Here is a 15,380-nt window from a genome sequence, read left to right on the forward strand (position 1 = left end):
GGAGACGACAATGGATTTAGGACTCAAGGGCAAGAAAGTCATTCTCACCGGCGGTAGCCGCGGCCTCGGGCGCGCAGCGCTGGAACATTTTGCAGCGGAAGGTGCGGATGTCGCCTTTTTCTCGCGCAATGCCGAACAGGTTGCGGCTGCGAAAAAGGAACTCGAAGCCCATGGTGGCAAGGTGATCGGCGACGCGCTCGATATGACCGATCTCGACGGCTATGCCAAATGGCTGGAAAAGGCCGCAGGCGATCTCGGCGGCTGCGATATTTTCATCCACAATGTCAGCTCCTCCGGCGCCGGAGCGACCGGTGACTGGGAAGTCACCTTCAACACCGACATTCTCGGCGCGGTCAAGGCGATGGAAGTGCTCGAACCGCATCTCGAAAAATCAGACGATGGCAGCGTGATCTTCATGTCCTCCACCGCAGCCTTCGAAACCTTTGTCGCACCACAGGCTTTCAACGCGATGAAAGCCGCGCTGATCACTTATGGCAGCCAGCTTGGCCAGGCCCTCGGCCCCAAGGGTATCCGCGTCAACATGGTCTCGCCGGGACCGATCAAATTCCCGGGCGGCAACTGGTCGCAGATCGAAAAAGGCATGCCTGAATTTTACGAAGGCACGAAAGCCGGCTTCGCTCTGGGTGATTTCGGCACCGCCGATGACGTCGCCCGCAGCGTCGTCTTCCTCGCCAGCCCGGCGTCTAGCTACACCACCGGCGCGCATCTAGTGATCGACGGCGGCTTCACCAAGCGCGTCCAGTTCTAAACCGGCACCATCCATTCCCGATGCGGGATATGATTGATGGCGCTAGACTATATCAGGGGTTCCGGTTCATCGCTGGAACCCTTTTTTATGGGAAGAGACAGATATGACCGATAGCCCGACCAACGCATATCCAGCCAAAGGCTATGCGACCCACGCCCCGGACCAACCGCTTGAACCATTTTCCTTCACCAGACGCGGCCTGCGGCATGACGATGTGCTGATCGAGATTTCGCATTGCGGAATTTGCCATTCGGACCTGCACACCGCACGAAACGACTGGGGCGGGAGCAAATATCCGGTACTTCCCGGTCACGAGATAGTCGGTCACGTTCGCGCCGTCGGCGACGATGTCAGCGACTTTTCCCAAGGCGACCGGGTCGCCGTGGGTTGTATGGTCGACGCCTGCCTGGAATGCGACCATTGCGAGCAGGGTCTCGAACAATATTGTCTCGATGGCGGAATGACCGGCACCTATAATGGTACCGACCGCCGTGATGGCAGCCCCACCTATGGCGGCTATTCGGACAAGATCGTTGTGCGCAAGGAATTCGTCTTGCGTATTCCCGACGGCATGGACATGGGCGCGGCCGCTCCCCTGCTCTGCGCGGGCATCACCACCTATTCGCCGCTGAAACAGTGGAAGGTCGGCCCCGGTAGCAAAGTCGCGGTCGTCGGCCTTGGCGGCCTCGGCCACATGGGCGTCAAGCTCGCCGCCGCCATGGGCGCCGACGTCACCGTCCTGACCCGCACAGAAGACAAGATGGCCGATGCCAAGGCCCTGGGTGCCAGGGACATATTGCTGTCGACCGACCGCGAAGCGATGAAAGCTGCGGCGAACAGTTTCGACATGATCCTCAATACCATTCCCGTGCCGCATCCGGTTGCGCAATATATGCCGCTGCTGAAAGTGGACTGCGCGCAGGTTCTGGTCGGGGTGATCGGCACCTTGCCCGAAATGCACAGCGGCCATCTGCTCGGACGGCGCATTCTCACAGGCTCGGGGATCGGCGGCATCGCGGAAACCCAGGAGATGCTCGATTTCTGTGCGGAAAAGAATATCCTCCCCGAGATCGAAACAATCGCGATGCAGGATGTAAACACTGCCTATGACCGGATGGAAAAGTCCGATGTGCGCTACCGCTTCGTGATCGATATGGAGACGCTCGCCTAGACGCGAGCGGATCTATTTTCCTTTGCCGGTGAAGGCTGCGATCCGCTGATGCATATCCGGACCGTGGCCTTCGCTTTCCATCACTTCCCATTGCAGGCCTGCGTCGAGCGGACCGCCGTCGGTTGCTTCCAGAAGCCGCTTGTTGGCCGCGTGGGAGAAGCCGGAATTGGCGATAATCTTTTGCGCCAGCGCGTCGATTTCGGCATCGAACTGCGCGAGCGGCACGGCATATTCCGCCAGACCGATCCGCACGGCTTCTTCGGCGTCAATCATGTCGGCGGTAAACATCAACCGCTTGGCGGTGGCGATGCCGACCCGGCGCGGCAGCCGCTGGCTCATTCCCCAGACCGGAGTCAGCGCCCATTTCGCATGGGTATCGCCAAAGCGTGCGCTGTCCGCCGCCAATAGGAAATCCGCCGCCAGCGCCACTTCTAGCGCTCCGGTATAGCAATGGCCATGGACCGCAGCGATCACCGGCTGGGGTAGTTTCTCCAGCATCCGCAGCGTTTCGGAATGCCATCCGCGCGACGGCACCGCCTCGCCCTCGGCAATATCGCCGAGATCATGCCCGGCCGAGAAACATTTCCCTGCCCCGCGCAGCACCACGCAGCCGACACTGTCATCCTTGCGCAGATCGGAAACATGATCGCGAAGTTCCCTGAACATGGCCACGGTCAACGCATTGAGCTTGTCCGGGCGATTGAGCGTCAGCAGCGTCCAACCGTCCCGGTCTTCGCGCAATACCAAGTCAGTCATAACCATTCGCCCTTGTTCAAATACCGTTCGTGCTGAGCTTGTCGAAGCACCTCTCGACGCGCACTGCCGTTCGACAGGCTCAGGGCGAACGGCAAAATATCAACCATAATATTCTATCGGTCAGTTGACCGCCCGGTCCTTGCCTGCCCAATAAGGTGCCCGCAGATCCTTGCGCAGGATCTTGCCCGAGGGATTGCGCGGCAAAGCCTCGATAAAATCGATTGATTTCGGGCATTTATAGCCGGCGATCCGGTTCCGCGCGTCGGCTATCAACTCCGCTTCTGTCAGCGTCTCGCCTTTTTTGACAACCACGCAGGCCTTGACCGCCTCGCCCCATTTTTCATCGGGAACACCGATCACCGCAACGTCGGCAACCTTGGGATTGGCATATAGCGCATTCTCGACTTCCGCCGGATAGACATTTTCGCCGCCGGAAATGATCATGTCCTTCAGCCGGTCCTGGATATAGAGATAGCCGTCCTCGTCCAGATAGCCGGCATCGCCAGTCCGCAGCCAGCCGTCGGCATCAATCGTTTCGGCTGTCGCTTCCGGCCGGTTCCAGTAGCCCTTCATGTTTTTTGAAGACCGCGTAGAAATTTCACCGATCGTGCGCGGCGGCAATGTCTCTCCGGTTTCGGGGTCGATGATCTTGAGTTCGACACCGGGCAACGGCGTGCCGACCGAGCGCATCTTCTCGTTGCCGTTCACGTCATGGTCTTCCGGATTGAGCGTCGTGATCGTCCCGGATGTTTCGGTCATGCCGTACATCTGGACGAAACCGCAGCCCAGCACATCCATTGCCTGCTTCATCAGTTCGAGCGGAATCGGCGATGCCCCGTAGGTGATATATTGCAGATCGGAAAAATCGACCTCCTTGGCGCGGGGATGGTTGAGCAATATCTGGATCGCTGCCGGCACCATGAAGATTTTCGAGATCGTATATTTCTCGATCAGGTCCAGCGCCTGGGTCGGATCATATTCGGGCAAGACAACCGCGCTGCCGCCGGTGAACATCACGGTCAGGCCGGTTCCGGTGCCACTGATATGAAAACAGGGCATGGCGAGCAGGGTGATCTCGCCCGGGATCGGCTTTTGCCAGTCCATCAGCTCATCTTCGGTGACCCCGGAGCTGCGCGAGGAGAAAATCGAGCCGCTGGTCATGATCGCACCCTTGGGATGACCGGTCGTGCCCGATGTATAGAGTTGCAGCGCATCATCTTCTTCTGCGCAGGGAACCATCGGATCGATCGGATCGAAACCGTCACGCCATGCCGGGTAGCTGTCGAACTCTCCCTCGGCTTTCTCGCTGCCCAATATCAGCTCGACATGTTCCAGATCGCCCCTGATCTTGCGGACCAGGTCATCGAAACCCGGGCCAATAAACAGGATCTTGGCCTGGCTGTCGTTGAGGATATAGGCCACTTCCGGCGGTGCCAGACGCCAGTTGACCGGCACCATGACGGCACCCAGCTTCGCTGCGCCCACCAATATTTCGAAATAGAGGTGACTATTCTTGCCCATATAGGCAATCCGGTCGCCCTTGCCGACGCCTTTCGCCTTCAGTGCCTGCGCCGCCCGGCTGCTGCCTTCATCGAGCGCCGCATAGGTCATTTCGTCACCTTCAAAGGTGAAAACCACGGAATCCGGCTGTTCCTGCGCGTGAAAACGCACCACATCGGCAACGGAAATAATGTCTTCTTCGGTCATGCAATGGTCCTCTTTGCGCGATTCTGTGATCGGCTTTTCCATGGAATACATAGAGACGCAACGCCATGATACAGCTAGCAGATTGACTAGCCGCAAAGCCCTGAAACCAGTGGCATCGGATGCTCGTGCTGTTCTAGAGTTGCGCGATGCGCGCATTGGCATTGCATCAGATCACCATGATGGAGGGCGGACCGGAGGGTCTTGTCCGCTTTGCCGCCGATGCCGGACTGGCCGGTGTCTGCCTGTTCACCGCCACCCCGCTCGATGCCGATGGCCGCAATATGTTTCCGGTCGTCGACGCCGCCGCCGCTTCATCATTCAGGCATCTGCTTCGCGACCATGGCGTGGCCATCATCAACGCGGAATATTTCCCGGTGATGGCGGAGCAGGATGTTGCTGACCTGCTCCCTGCCATCGGGCTGGCCGCAGAGCTCGGCGCCAAGCGGCTGGTCAGCCATGTGCACGAAACCGACCCGCACCGCGCGGAAGACCAGCTATCACATCTTTGCAGCCTGGCTCACGCGCACGATCTCGATGTCGGACTGGAATTCACCGGTTTTGCCGCCGGTTGCAATAGCCTGCAAAAGGCCGTTGATCTGCACGACCGCCTCAACCAGCCCAATCTGGCCATCGCGATCGATGCGCTCCATCTGTTCCGCACCGGCGGCACTGTTGAGCAATTGCGAACCGTCGATCCGGCCATCATCGGCTATGCCCAGCTCTGCGACGGTCCCGACCTGCATCTGTCAGATGACTATCTGGAAGAAGCGATGAACCGGATGGTCCCCGGAAAGGGTGTCTTTCCCCTGCGCCAGCTTGTCAGCTTGCTGGGCCCGCATGTCGACATCGATATCGAGGTCCCGTGCTTTCGCGCCCGCACGCCGGACGACGCCCGATCATGGGCGCGCCAGGCCATCGCCGCGAGCCGTTTTCTTTTTTCCGAGGAGAAATGACCATGACCAGTGACGAGCTGATCGACCGTGCCCGGATCACCGACCATATACTACGCTATGCCACCGGGATAGACCGTCGGGACTGGGCGCTTTACCGCTCCATCTTCACCGACCGGATGACCCCCGACTTTTCCAGCTGGTCCGGAGAACCGGCCTTGGCCATGTCGGCCGACGACTGGGTCGCCGGCGTCCGTGCGACGCTGGAACCGTTCGATGCGACCCAGCATGTGCTGACCAATTTTGTCATCACTGTCGACGGCAATAGCGCAAGCTGCACTTGCTACATGGCCGCGCACCATCATCTGGTGAGCGGTGATTTGCGCGAGATGCATTCGATTGGCGGCTATTATGTCCATGAGCTGCAGCGCAGCGGCGATGGCTGGCTGATCCACCGCACCACATTGAATGTCACATGGGAAATGGGCGACCGCGGACTGTTCGAGCGCGCTGCGCTGCGCGCGACGAAGAATGACGGGTTCTCAAGGGTCTGAGCGCGGCAAAACCGGCTGGGACGACAGGCTTGCCAGGTCCAGCCAGTCGTGCGTGGATTCACCATAATAGCTGTCGAGGACCGCGAAGGGCAGAGCGAATGGGCGACCGTAGCCGCTGTTCCACATCGCCACGACGCCCGTGCGGGCCAGCGGATCGAATATCAATGTCGCGCGAAATCCGTCGACTGCGCCGCTATGCCCGACCAGTTGCCGACCGGCATAGCGGAAGCTGCGCCAGCCCAGACCATAAGCCGGATCGCGCAGCGCCCGGGCAAGTTCACCGCGATAGACGCGCGCCGTCTTGACCAGCGGACTGTGGGCCAGCACCCGTTCGCTGGCCGAAAGGACATTTTCCTTTTCGCCCATTTGCGCCTGCATCCAGCGGGCAAGATCGACGATATTGCTGCTCACGCCGGCGGCGGCCGGAACCCGCCAATAGGATTCGGATAGGTTGCGCACGTCATCCCCGCGATGCGGCCGCGCCCAGCTTTTCGCGCCGGTAAGACCCGCCATGTCAAATCGCGCGCTCGTCATGCCCAGGGGTTCAAACAGCCGCTTTTCAACCGCGTCCGAATAGAGCGTCCCGGCCGCCTGGCCCAATATCTCGCTGGCCGCATCAAAAGCGATATTCTGATAGCTGTGACAGGTGCCAGGCACGCATTGCAGCGGCGCTTGCGCCAGCTGCCCCCTTAACAACGCCGGATTTTGTCCGTCCTCCAGCTTGCTGTCATAAGCATTTTTCGTAAGGCCGGTGCGGTGCGACAACAGCTGGGCCAGTGTGATCTGCGATTCCGCGCCTCCCGGCAGCCTCAGCGACGAAATTCGCCCGCCGATCGGGGCGTCGAGATCAACTGCCCCTTCCGTGGCCAGCTTGGCAGCGAGCATGCCTGCAACCCCCTTGGACACCGAAGCCCAACGGAACACCGTCTCCGGTGTCACCGGCTCTCCGCTGGTTTTGTCCACCACGCCATAGCTGTGCACAAAACTGAGCTTCCCGTCCTCGATGATAGCAACCGCCAGTCCAGCCATTTCCGGCTGCGCCGTCAGCGTCGCAAAATCACGATCCAGCCGTCGGTAATCGATCCTGCCCTGCCAGTCGTCAGGATCTTCAGGCAGCTTGTATCGGGGCTCCAGAACCGACGACACCGCTACCGGGAAGCCGGCCGGTTGCGCCACCAGCGCGCGATAGCCGTTCCAGCCCAACAGCAACAAGGCCGCCAGCCCGAACAGCAGCGCCAGAGATTTTTTCACGTCCGGAACTTATAGGGCGATTTCATAGGCGGCGGTGGTTTTCGCTGCCACATCATCGGCGCTGACACCTGGCGCCAGCTCGACCAACTGGAACGGGCTGTCATGATCCGGCCGCTGGAAGACGCACAGATCGGTGATGATCATGTCGACGACATTGGCGCCGGTCAGCGGCAAGGTGCATTCGGGAATGAATTTTGGGCTGCCGTCCTTGGCGCAATGATCCATTACGACGATTATTTTCTTCACGCCCGCTACGAGGTCCATTGCGCCGCCCATGCCCTTGATCATCTTGCCGGGGATCATCCAGTTGGCGATATCGCCATTTTCGGCGATTTCCATCGCGCCCAATACGGTCAGATCGATATGCCCGCCGCGGATCATGGCAAAGCTGTCCGACGAACCGAAATAGCTTGAGGACGGCAGTTCGCTGATCGTCTGCTTGCCGGCATTGATCAGGTCGGGATCAATCTCGTCCTCATAGGGAAACGGCCCGATACCGAGCATCCCGTTTTCGCTTTGCAGGGTGACCTCCACGCCGGGCGGGATATGGTTGGCGACCAGCGTCGGAATACCGATGCCGAGATTCACATAATAGCCGTCATGCAGTTCCTTTGCCGCCCGAGCGGCCATTTCATCGCGAGTCCAGGGCATATTCATCCTTCTTTGTCATCTGGCTTGGCTATCGGCTCCCTGGTCGCTTCCACAAGCGGAGGCGGTGTCAGAAACCAGCCGTTATCGAACATATGGTTGAGCGCAATCGCTCCGTCGGGTTCCAGCAAATAATCGTAAAGCTCGTCGAAATCAGCGCGGTCGTCGCCCGCGATAGCGACTATACAATAATTGCGCGCTGCATCCCAGCGCCGAACCTGTTTGCGGTCTTCCCCGCCACGGTCAAGGAAAAGAAAATCATCCGCTTCGGAACGGGCAAAACCGGCCTCGTTGAGAATGGCCGAAATTCGCCCGGATGCAGCCGCCGGGTGATCGGACAGCCAGATCACGCTGATCTCGGCAAAATGCAGACGGTTGAGCGCTTCCACCAGACCATTTTGCCGGTACAGCGTTTCGGCTTTAATGAGATCGCCACCGGCCGGGCCATCGAGATCGATCAGCACCGCCAGGGGCTTGCCTTCGCATGCCATGGTTTCGGGCTGGAAAATATCCACGCGCGGAACCAGCACCACCGATTCGACGCCCTCTCCCGCTTCCAGCCTGGCCGATTGTTTCAGGGCATGGGCCGCAAAATCGGCATAGGGCGAACCTCCCGGGCCCGATGGCTGGAAAAGTTGGGAAGTTTCCTCGCCGGAGCCGCTCTCCGCAGCGTCTTCTTCGCGATCAAGCTCAGCAATTTCGAAAGCGCCACCCTGTCCGGAGAAGCTGTCATCTTGCACGGACATGGGTGCCGCACCATCGCCGTCAAGACCGATCGTCACGGAGCCCACCGGCATTGCCAGATCAATCGCACCGGATGCGACCAGATCCTGTTTCGCCTGGGTCCGGTCAATCTCTTGCTTGCCGATCGTCCCCAGCGCCGCGAGCGGGAGCAATGCGGCAACGCAGCCGGAGAGCAGCGGCAGCGCTGTCAATATCAGGAGAGACCGGCGGAATTGCGCCATCAGGCGTCTTCGCGCTCCCGGGTCATACGGAATTCGATCTTCTTGTCATAAGGCGCGCCGCAGATCAGGCGTTTGACATAGATGCCCGGCAAATGGATGCTGTCGGGATCCAGCTCGCCCACTTCGACAATTTCCTCGACTTCGGCAACGCAGATCTTGCCCGCGGTCGCCATTGGCGCATTGAAATTGCGAGCGGTCTTGCGGAAGATCAGATTACCCGCCTTGTCCGCCTTCCATCCCTTGATCAGACAGAGGTCAGCATAAATGCCCCGTTCGAGAATATAGGTTTCGCCGTCGAATTCCTTATGCTCCTTGCCCTCGGCCACCTGCGTGCCGACCCCGGTCTTGGTATAGAAGCCGGGGATTCCCGCGCCGCCGGAGCGGCACCGTTCGGCCAGTGTGCCCTGCGGACAGAATTCCACTTCCAGCTCGCCGGAGAGAAACTGCCTTTCAAATTCCTTGTTCTCGCCGACATAGGAAGAGATCATCTTCTTCACCTGACGCGAACGCAGCAATTTGCCGAGACCTTCATTGTCGATGCCGGCATTGTTGGAAGCGATGGTCAGGCCCTTGACCCCGTCTTCCTGAATCGCGTCGATCAATCTTTCCGGGATCCCGCACAGGCCGAACCCGCCCACACAGAGATGCATTTCGTCAAACAAAAGGCCTTCGAGAGCGGCCGCTGCATCCGGATAGATTTTTTTCATAAATATGCTTTCCTGACTGGTTGCCCGCCATCTAGCGCAGGAGACGCACGACCGTCCAGAATAGAATATGTTTGAAGCCGCTAATCGGTTATGCGCGGTCTCATGTTGCGTCTGATTGCCTGCCTGTCGCTGTTCTTCTTTCTGGTGCCGGTCACCTATGTGCGCGGCCCCGTACCACCGGCCAATGACAGCCAGTATATCGCGCTCGAACCGGTCGCGCTCGACACCCGCAACCCCGGCCGGACCCGGATCGGACGCCTCGCCTTCCTGGGCGGCTGGAAAATAAGCAGCGACAATGGCGAGTTCGGCGGAATATCGTCGATGCTGGCACTGGCGGACAACCGTTTTCTGATGCTCAGTGACAACGGGTCTCTGGTCGGCTTCACATTGGACGAATCCAAGCATAAGGCGCTCCGGCCGTTCATTGCCCCCCTCCCCGATGGGCCCGCCCCACCCAATGAATATGCCAAGAAGAACTGGGATTCCGAATCCTTCCTCCATGATCCCGGAACCGGTCAATTCTGGGTCGGCTACGAACATCAGCACAGTATCTGGCGCTACGGTCCGTCCCTCGCGCGCAAGGAGTCGGTGAATTTTCCGAAAGCAATGCAGAAATGGCCTGACAATGGCGGCGCAGAGGCCATGCTGCGCTTACCCGATGGCCGCTTTCTGGTTTTTTCAGAATCGGCAGAATATTCCGGTGGTGGCTATCAGGCACTGGTCTTTACCGGCGATCCATCGGAGCCGGACAGCAAGGCCAGACTTATGGGCTATCAGGGGCCCCAGGGATATAAATTGACCGATGCCGTTTTGATCGATGACAGGACAGCGCTGATGCTGCACCGGCGCTTTACCCCGTTCGATGGAATTTCCGCCATATTGTCTGTTGCCCGCCTGGCTGATTTCCGGCCGGGGGAAGTCGCCACATCTGTTCCGGTCGCTTCGTTGAAGCCACCGGTCAAGGTCGACAATATGGAGGCTCTTGCCGTCACGCGGGACGGCGAAAAGATCATTGTCTGGATCGCGTCGGATGACAATTTCAGCGCGTTGCAGGAATCGCTGCTTTTCAAGTTCCAGCTATTGGATGCCGACGACAGCGACAAACAATCCCGCCCCGAAGATCAAAACGAAAAAGCCGGAGCGAGCCCCGGCTTTTCAACGTTCGAATCGGAATGATCGCTTAAGCGGCAGCGGCCTGCTTTTTCACGATTTCCTTTTTGATGCGTTTGACACGCAGGCTCAACTTGTCGTCCTTGGTTTTCAGCAACCAGTTGTCGAGACCGCCAACATGCTCCACCGAACGCAGACCATGCGTCGAAACCCGCAGTTTCACGCCCTTGCCGAGTGTATCGGACAAAAGAGTCACATTTTGCAGATTGGGCAAAAATGTCTTCTTGGTCCGGTTTTTGGCGTGCGACACATTATTGCCTACCAGCCGAGTCTTACCTGTCAGTTCGCAAATCCGCGACATCGTAAAAGTCCAATTTCTTGTTGTTGAGTGATTCCCAGCGGGAAAGAGCGGTCACCTAACCATAATCGAGCCATGCGTCAAGCATGTCGGACCCATTTTACCCGAACCGGTCCATCTCCGGCTCCCTATGGTCTTCCTGCCGCTTCCGCGCTAGTCCACCGGCATGACGGCAGCAAGATATACTTCATTCATGGGCGATGCGCTTGATCTGGCTCGCGCGGCTGTCACGGTCGGCGAAGTGCCGGTCGGTGCGGTCATCGTCAAGGCCGGCCAAATCATTGGCCGCGGCCATAATCGCACCCGCATCGATCAAGACCCCACCGCCCATGCCGAGATGGTCGCGATTCGGCAGGCAACCGGATTTCTCGGCAATGACCGGCTGGACGGGTGCGACCTCTGGGTCACGCTGGAGCCCTGCACCATGTGCGCCGGCGCCATCGCCCACGCCCGTTTGCGCCGGCTCTATTATGGGACGGAGGATAGCAAGGGCGGAGCCGTGGACAGCGGCGTCCGCTTTTTCGACGCGCCGACCTGCCATCACCGGCCCGATGTCTATGCCGGGATAGAAAGCGAGGCCGCGGCCAAGCTGCTGCTGGAATTTTTCCGGAACCGCCGGGACTGAGGCCTAGTGCACGAAGCGTGCGACGACATCCCGGTAGCTGCGGCTGACCTTCACCTGCGCGCCTGAACCCAATATCAGGAAACATTCGCCATTGGTGTGCGGCTTCACTTCCCGGACCTGGCTCAGATTGACGATGGTTGAACGGTGCACCCTCTGGAAATGGCGCGGATCGAGCCGCTTCTCCAGATCCTTCATGGTCTCGCGCAGGATCAGGCTGTTGTCGGCAGTATAGATACACATATAGTCGCCAGCCGCATCGATCCGTTCGATCGTATCGACATCGACCCGGAAAATCTGCCCGCGGTCCTTGACGTTGATCAGTTTCTCATAGCGATTCGCGGTCGCGGGCTCTTCGGATTCATCAATATTGGCCATCGCGTCAGGCGCAACTTCGCTGAGCACATTTTTCAGCTTTTCAAGCTCGGCACCACCGCGCTTTTCCGAAAGCCGCTTGCGCACGCGCTCAATCGCATCGGCCAACCGGTCTTCCTCGACCGGCTTTACCAGATAGTCGATCGCTTCCGCCTCGAAGGCACGGACGGCATGTTCGGAATAGGCGGTCACGAAAATGAACAGCGGCGGTTCGATCTCCATAATTCCCTGAACTACGGAAAAGCCGTCGAACCCGGGCATCTGGATGTCGAGGAAGACCAGATCGGGCTTCAGGGTCTTGATCTTGCGAATCGCTTCGCGGCCATTGCGACAGGTGTCGACAATCTCGATATCGTCAAATTTTTCGAGCCGTATCTGCAGACCCTGGATAGCCAGCTTCTCGTCATCGACTAATATTGTCCTGATCGTCATGTTTTTAAATCCTTATGCTGAAATGATGCCATCGTCCGTGCATTTACCGGCTCCCGCTGATGGTCATCACTGGATGCATGCTCTCCAAAAATAGTCTCGTTTCTCAATTGCTCGTCGGTCGCAGCCTGATCTGCCGCTTCCCGTTGAATTTGTTCTCTGGTTTCAAATGGCAAGGCAATGAACACCGAAAAACCTTCGCCGGGCGACGAACGCGTTTCAAATATCGCGCCTTCTCCATAAGCTTGGTTTAATCGCTCCTGAATATTGCCCAGACCGACACCGGTTGATTCCGGTTTTCCCGTCGTTGCACCGGCCTTCCCCGGGCCGGTATCCGAAACAGTTATCCGCAACTTATCGCCATCAAGATGGGCGGACACCGAAATATCAGCCCCCTCTTCCTGCGGTGTCACCGCATATTTTATCGCATTTTCGACCAGAGGCTGCAGCAGCAGCGACGGCAACAGCGCATTGCGCACAGCCGGATCGATATCGAAATGGGAGCGCAGCCGTTCCTCGAAACGCATCTTCTCGATATCCAGATAGAGATGCAGGGTTTCCACCTCCTGCGCCAGCGTCACTCTGCTGTGCACTTCGTTGACCAATGTATGGCGCAGGAAAGAAGACAAACGCGACAGCATGGCATTGGCCGGTTCGGTCTGGCGCAACAGCACCAGCGTCGAAATGCTGTTCAGCGTGTTGAACAGGAAATGCGGATTGAGCTGATAGCGCAACATCGCCAGTTGCGCCCGCGTTGCCTGCGCTTCCAGTTGCAGCAGCTGGTCGTTTTGTTCTTCGACCCGCAGGAAGAAATTGATCGCGTAATAGAGCGCCGACCACGCGCCGAGCAGCATGATGCCAAGAAAGAGCGACCCCAGAAACAATGTCCCGAAAGCTGTTTCCGACGCGGGATTCTGGATGAGGAAAACCCAGGCGTCGATAAAGGCATATAAGGCGGACGCTACGGTCAATATCGCGGCGGTGCTGCTCCAGGTCACGATCGGGCGACGGTGGATCAGATTTTTGTAGACCACGGACAAAAGTAGCGAAATCGAATAGCCGGTTATGGTCGAGATAATGACCGGCACCAGAAAGCCCAGCGGCAATCCGTTGGATATCCCGCCGATCGCGCGCAAAATGAGCGCACCGGCCCATCCGGCCGATTGCAGGTTCCAGAATGCGCGGTTCTTGTTGCCAAAAAACGGCTGGGGACGAATTTCCATAACGGCCATCCCTCCATCTATAGCGGGGCATTGCCGCTTGGGGAAGAATCGCCTATCATTTGCACAAATAAGTCGGGAAGCGACAGGTTTTGGCCGGAAATGCCAATTGTTTGGCATTGTCAGGCGTCAAACTCCTGTTGAAACCCCGAAAGTATAAAGAGGAGAGCATCATGGGCGGTCCCAACGAAGTCCGGGCAAAATTCCCTTCTATGGAAGAAGGTACGCAGGAAGACTGGCAGATCATCGGCGGCCATTTCGGTCCCTTTGCCAGCAAGGTCGCCGACCGGGTGCTCGATCATCTGAAGTTGCTCGACGGCGATTTTGGCGGCTTTCCGATCGACCGGATGCAGCACAGCCTGCAAACCGCCACCCGCGCGCATCGCGATGGCCGGGACGAGGAATATGTCGTGATGGCCTTGTTGCACGATGTCGGTGACACGCTTGGCACCTATAATCACCCCGATATTGCCGCAGCGATCCTGAAGCCCTTTGTCAGCGAGAAAAACCACTGGATCACGGAAAAACACGGCATTTTCCAGGGCTATTATTTCTTCCACTATCTCGGCCAGGATCGTGACATGCGCGAACAATATCGCGGCCACGAACATTTCGAAGATTGTGCGGAATTCTGCGCAAAATATGACCAGACGGCCTTTGATGCCAATTATGACACGGCGCCGCTGGAATTTTTCGAACCGATGGTTCGTCGCGTCATGGCGCGACCGATAAACAGCATTTACGCGACCGAATAGACGCGTTCGGAAATATTCAGGCCGCGGAAGATTCGCCGATTTCACGGAGGTGGCGGACAACCATATCGTCGCGGTTGGCGCCGTCGGCATCCAGTTTCAATTCCGATTCATCGATCCAGCAGAGGTCATCCATTTCCAGCACCCGGTCATCATGCGCCCGCATGCTGATCGGGCCAATCGGCTGGCGATCCCGGGAATCACACAATATCGGATTGGACGGGACGCCGGTTTCCCATCGTTCTCCCCACTGCCGCAAGGCAATCATGGTCGGCAGCAAATCCTGCCCCTTGTCGGTCAATCGATATTCGACTTTGCGCTTGTCATGATCACAGGGACGCCGGGTCATGATCCCCGCTTCCACCATCCGGGTTAGCCGGTTTGCCAATATGTTGCGGGCGATGCCGATTTCCGAGAGGAAATCCTCGAAATGCCCGACTCCGTTCAGTGCGGCACGCAATATCATGAAGCACCAGCGCTCGCCGATAACTTCCAACGACACGGGCAGGCTGCACTCACCGCCAGCCATGCTCGATAGATCTTCTCTGATTTTGTCCATGACCCATTCCTAAACCAGTTTTCTGATGAGTGCGAAAAAAATATACGTTTTTAGTTGCAACTTAAAACCTACTAATCTAAGTATTGATTCGCAACCTAAATTGCAACCGTAATTTTCTCCCCTTTGGCCCGTACGCAAGGGTCCGGAAATCGAACAAGACGAAAGGAAATATCATGCTTCTCTCCCAAAGCCCGCTTCGTGCATCCATATTTTTCTCGATCGCGGCCATGACCTCGCTCACCGTATTTACCGCGACTACCGCCGAAGCCCGCAGCGCGCCGGTTGCCTATACCGCTGAACTGCAAGCCCCGGTAGAAGCGACTCAGGAAATCATCAAAGGCGCGGTTATCCGCTGTTCCGGCACAGATTGTATCGGCACGAAAAGCAGCTCATCCGCGCGAACGATCTGCGCCAAGATAGCCGACGAGTTCGGCCCTGTTGCCAGCTTCGCCTATAAAGACGAGACCTTCGATGCCGACGCGCTCGCCAAGTGCAACAACTGATTTGACCGTCCCCGCCTGACCGGCCTTCTCACTC

The 15,380-nt window shown here is 58.1% G+C and carries 18 protein-coding genes; 8 read left to right on the forward strand and 10 right to left on the reverse strand.

Annotated elements, in window-relative coordinates:
* The first annotated feature begins 10 nt into the window (after positions 1-10).
* Together SPHFLASMR4Y_RS09560 and SPHFLASMR4Y_RS09565 are read left to right on the forward strand one after the other, a co-directional pair.
* Positions 11-769, forward strand: a complete 759-nt coding sequence (locus tag SPHFLASMR4Y_RS09560) for an SDR family NAD(P)-dependent oxidoreductase (protein ID WP_089133338.1) — start codon at positions 11-13, stop codon at positions 767-769.
* Positions 770-872: 103 nt separating this feature from the next.
* Complete coding sequence (locus tag SPHFLASMR4Y_RS09565; RefSeq protein ID WP_089133339.1) at positions 873-1,940, forward strand: NAD(P)-dependent alcohol dehydrogenase; 1,068 nt, start codon at positions 873-875, stop codon at positions 1,938-1,940.
* Between the two features lie 12 nt (positions 1,941-1,952).
* On the opposite strand, the gene SPHFLASMR4Y_RS09570 is transcribed toward SPHFLASMR4Y_RS09565, so the two are convergent.
* Complete coding sequence (locus SPHFLASMR4Y_RS09570; RefSeq protein WP_089133340.1) at positions 1,953-2,696, reverse strand: enoyl-CoA hydratase/isomerase family protein; 744 nt, start codon at positions 2,694-2,696, stop codon at positions 1,953-1,955.
* Positions 2,697-2,816: 120 nt separating this feature from the next.
* Positions 2,817-4,403, reverse strand: coding sequence for a fatty acid--CoA ligase (locus tag SPHFLASMR4Y_RS09575; protein WP_089134804.1), 1,587 nt, complete (start codon positions 4,401-4,403; stop codon positions 2,817-2,819).
* A 146-nt stretch (positions 4,404-4,549) separates the two neighbouring features.
* Between SPHFLASMR4Y_RS09575 and SPHFLASMR4Y_RS09580 the strand changes: the two genes are divergently transcribed.
* Together SPHFLASMR4Y_RS09580 and SPHFLASMR4Y_RS09585 are read left to right on the forward strand one after the other, a co-directional pair.
* Positions 4,550-5,356 (forward strand): sugar phosphate isomerase/epimerase family protein, encoded by an 807-nt coding sequence (locus SPHFLASMR4Y_RS09580; protein ID WP_089133341.1) that lies wholly within the window; start codon positions 4,550-4,552, stop codon positions 5,354-5,356.
* 2 nt (positions 5,357-5,358) lie between these two features.
* Complete coding sequence (locus SPHFLASMR4Y_RS09585) at positions 5,359-5,847, forward strand: nuclear transport factor 2 family protein (RefSeq protein ID WP_186265909.1); 489 nt, start codon at positions 5,359-5,361, stop codon at positions 5,845-5,847.
* Here the strand turns inward: SPHFLASMR4Y_RS09585 and SPHFLASMR4Y_RS09590 are convergent.
* From SPHFLASMR4Y_RS09590 to SPHFLASMR4Y_RS09605, 4 genes are read right to left on the reverse strand one after another with little or no spacing between them, the layout of a single operon-like run.
* The gene (locus SPHFLASMR4Y_RS09590) at positions 5,836-7,098 is read right to left on the reverse strand and encodes a serine hydrolase domain-containing protein (protein WP_089133343.1); all 1,263 of its coding nucleotides are present in this window, start codon (positions 7,096-7,098) and stop codon (positions 5,836-5,838) included. The genes SPHFLASMR4Y_RS09585 and SPHFLASMR4Y_RS09590 overlap by 12 nt on opposite strands.
* 9 nt (positions 7,099-7,107) lie before the next feature.
* Positions 7,108-7,749 (reverse strand): 3-oxoacid CoA-transferase subunit B, encoded by a 642-nt coding sequence (locus tag SPHFLASMR4Y_RS09595; RefSeq protein ID WP_089134805.1) that lies wholly within the window; start codon positions 7,747-7,749, stop codon positions 7,108-7,110.
* Positions 7,750-7,751: 2 nt separating this feature from the next.
* Positions 7,752-8,711 carry a hypothetical protein gene (locus SPHFLASMR4Y_RS09600; RefSeq protein ID WP_089133344.1) on the reverse strand — a complete coding sequence of 320 codons (960 nt, stop codon included), beginning with the start codon at positions 8,709-8,711 and terminating at the stop codon, positions 7,752-7,754.
* A complete protein-coding gene (locus SPHFLASMR4Y_RS09605; RefSeq protein ID WP_089133345.1) occupies positions 8,711-9,418 on the reverse strand; it encodes a CoA transferase subunit A in 708 nt (235 codons plus the stop codon). Before SPHFLASMR4Y_RS09605 ends, SPHFLASMR4Y_RS09600 begins: the two co-directional genes overlap by 1 nt.
* A gap of 102 nt (positions 9,419-9,520) precedes the next feature.
* Between SPHFLASMR4Y_RS09605 and SPHFLASMR4Y_RS09610 the strand changes: the two genes are divergently transcribed.
* Positions 9,521-10,594: an esterase-like activity of phytase family protein gene (locus SPHFLASMR4Y_RS09610; RefSeq protein WP_186265910.1), complete on the forward strand. Its 1,074-nt coding sequence runs from the start codon at positions 9,521-9,523 to the stop codon at positions 10,592-10,594.
* 4 nt (positions 10,595-10,598) lie between these two features.
* On the opposite strand, the gene rpmB is transcribed toward SPHFLASMR4Y_RS09610, so the two are convergent.
* The gene (rpmB, locus tag SPHFLASMR4Y_RS09615; RefSeq protein WP_089133347.1) at positions 10,599-10,889 is read right to left on the reverse strand and encodes a 50S ribosomal protein L28; all 291 of its coding nucleotides are present in this window, start codon (positions 10,887-10,889) and stop codon (positions 10,599-10,601) included.
* Between the two features lie 163 nt (positions 10,890-11,052).
* Between rpmB and SPHFLASMR4Y_RS09620 the strand changes: the two genes are divergently transcribed.
* Positions 11,053-11,511: a nucleoside deaminase gene (locus SPHFLASMR4Y_RS09620; protein WP_089133348.1), complete on the forward strand. Its 459-nt coding sequence runs from the start codon at positions 11,053-11,055 to the stop codon at positions 11,509-11,511.
* 3 nt (positions 11,512-11,514) lie between these two features.
* On the opposite strand, the gene SPHFLASMR4Y_RS09625 is transcribed toward SPHFLASMR4Y_RS09620, so the two are convergent.
* Complete coding sequence (locus SPHFLASMR4Y_RS09625; RefSeq protein ID WP_089133349.1) at positions 11,515-12,315, reverse strand: LytR/AlgR family response regulator transcription factor; 801 nt, start codon at positions 12,313-12,315, stop codon at positions 11,515-11,517.
* Positions 12,312-13,544 (reverse strand): sensor histidine kinase, encoded by a 1,233-nt coding sequence (locus SPHFLASMR4Y_RS09630; protein WP_089133350.1) that lies wholly within the window; start codon positions 13,542-13,544, stop codon positions 12,312-12,314. The genes SPHFLASMR4Y_RS09625 and SPHFLASMR4Y_RS09630 overlap by 4 nt, the downstream gene beginning before the upstream one ends.
* A gap of 161 nt (positions 13,545-13,705) precedes the next feature.
* On the opposite strand from SPHFLASMR4Y_RS09630, the gene SPHFLASMR4Y_RS09635 reads away from it, so the two are divergent.
* Positions 13,706-14,287, forward strand: coding sequence for an HD domain-containing protein (locus tag SPHFLASMR4Y_RS09635; protein WP_089133351.1), 582 nt, complete (start codon positions 13,706-13,708; stop codon positions 14,285-14,287).
* 16 nt (positions 14,288-14,303) lie between these two features.
* Here SPHFLASMR4Y_RS09635 and SPHFLASMR4Y_RS09640 read toward each other — a convergent pair whose 3' ends face one another.
* Positions 14,304-14,843, reverse strand: a complete 540-nt coding sequence (locus tag SPHFLASMR4Y_RS09640) for a winged helix-turn-helix transcriptional regulator (protein ID WP_186265911.1) — start codon at positions 14,841-14,843, stop codon at positions 14,304-14,306.
* 173 nt (positions 14,844-15,016) lie between these two features.
* Here SPHFLASMR4Y_RS09640 and SPHFLASMR4Y_RS09645 point away from each other — a divergent pair, with 173 nt between their 5' ends.
* Positions 15,017-15,346: a CC_3452 family protein gene (locus SPHFLASMR4Y_RS09645; RefSeq protein WP_089133352.1), complete on the forward strand. Its 330-nt coding sequence runs from the start codon at positions 15,017-15,019 to the stop codon at positions 15,344-15,346.
* Positions 15,347-15,380 lie beyond the last annotated feature (34 nt).

Origin of the sequence: Sphingorhabdus sp. SMR4y, assembly GCF_002218195.1 — a bacterium.
In the GTDB taxonomy this organism is placed as follows: Bacteria; Pseudomonadota; Alphaproteobacteria; order Sphingomonadales; family Sphingomonadaceae; genus Parasphingorhabdus.